The organism is Shewanella abyssi (assembly GCF_023284025.1).
Taxonomy (GTDB): domain Bacteria; phylum Pseudomonadota; class Gammaproteobacteria; order Enterobacterales; family Shewanellaceae; genus Shewanella; species Shewanella abyssi.
Map to the genome: position 1 here is coordinate 1 of NZ_JAKIKR010000123.1, position 872 is coordinate 872.

Genomic DNA, 872 nt, shown 5'->3' on the forward strand with positions numbered 1-872 from the left:
AATGGAGTAAATCTACGAAGTTGTGAGTAAACGAAGCAAGATATTGCAGTTTACGATTGAAACAGAAAGTGGTGGGCTGTGAAGGATTCGAACCTTCGACCAATTGGTTAAAAGCCAACTGCTCTACCAACTGAGCTAACAGCCCTTTCTGGTAATGCTGATATTACATTTTCTGATTTTATTTACTTTGAAGTAAATCCACCTCAGAAGTGGTGGGCCGTGAAGGATTCGAACCTTCGACCAATTGGTTAAAAGCCAACTGCTCTACCAACTGAGCTAACGGCCCTTTCTGGTATTGCGTTTCTGATCTCATCTGCCTTAAAGCAAATCCACCTCAGAAGTGGTGGGCCGTGAAGGATTCGAACCTTCGACCAATTGGTTAAAAGCCAACTGCTCTACCAACTGAGCTAACGGCCCTTTCTGGTATTGCTGATACTGCGTTTCTGATTTCATCTGCCTTGAAGCAAATCCACCTCAGAAGTGGTGGGCCGTGAAGGATTCGAACCTTCGACCAATGTGGTAGTTAAGAGTAAAGCCAACTGTGCTCTTATTCAAAGCATCAACTGCGCTAACCTATCTCTACCTTCTCCATTTTTACCACCAGGAGAAGTGGTGGGCCGTGAAGGATTCGAACCTTCGACCAATTGGTTAAAAGCCAACTGCTCTACCAACTGAGCTAACGGCCCTTTCTGGTATTGCTGATATGTTTAAGTAAATAACTAACTATCATTAGTTAAAGCCAACTGTCTGTTTCTACAAGAAACTGAGCTAACGGCCCTTTCTGGTATTGCGTTTCTGATCTCATCTGCCTTAAAGCAAATCCACCTCAGAAGTGGTGGGCCGTGAAGGATTCGAACCTTCGACCAATTGGT

4 tRNA genes are annotated in these 872 nt (G+C 44.3%); all 4 read right to left on the bottom strand.

The annotated features are described in order from the left end of the window. Positions 1-69: 69 nt before the first annotated feature. Positions 70-145 (bottom strand) — tRNA-Lys (locus L2755_RS21990). Between the two features lie 65 nt (positions 146-210). After that, a tRNA-Lys gene (locus L2755_RS21995) sits at positions 211-286 on the bottom strand. Positions 287-341: 55 nt separating this feature from the next. After that, positions 342-417, bottom strand: a tRNA-Lys gene (locus tag L2755_RS22000). Between the two features lie 193 nt (positions 418-610). Then, positions 611-686: transfer RNA gene (locus tag L2755_RS22005), tRNA-Lys, on the bottom strand. Positions 687-872: the final 186 nt, after the last annotated feature.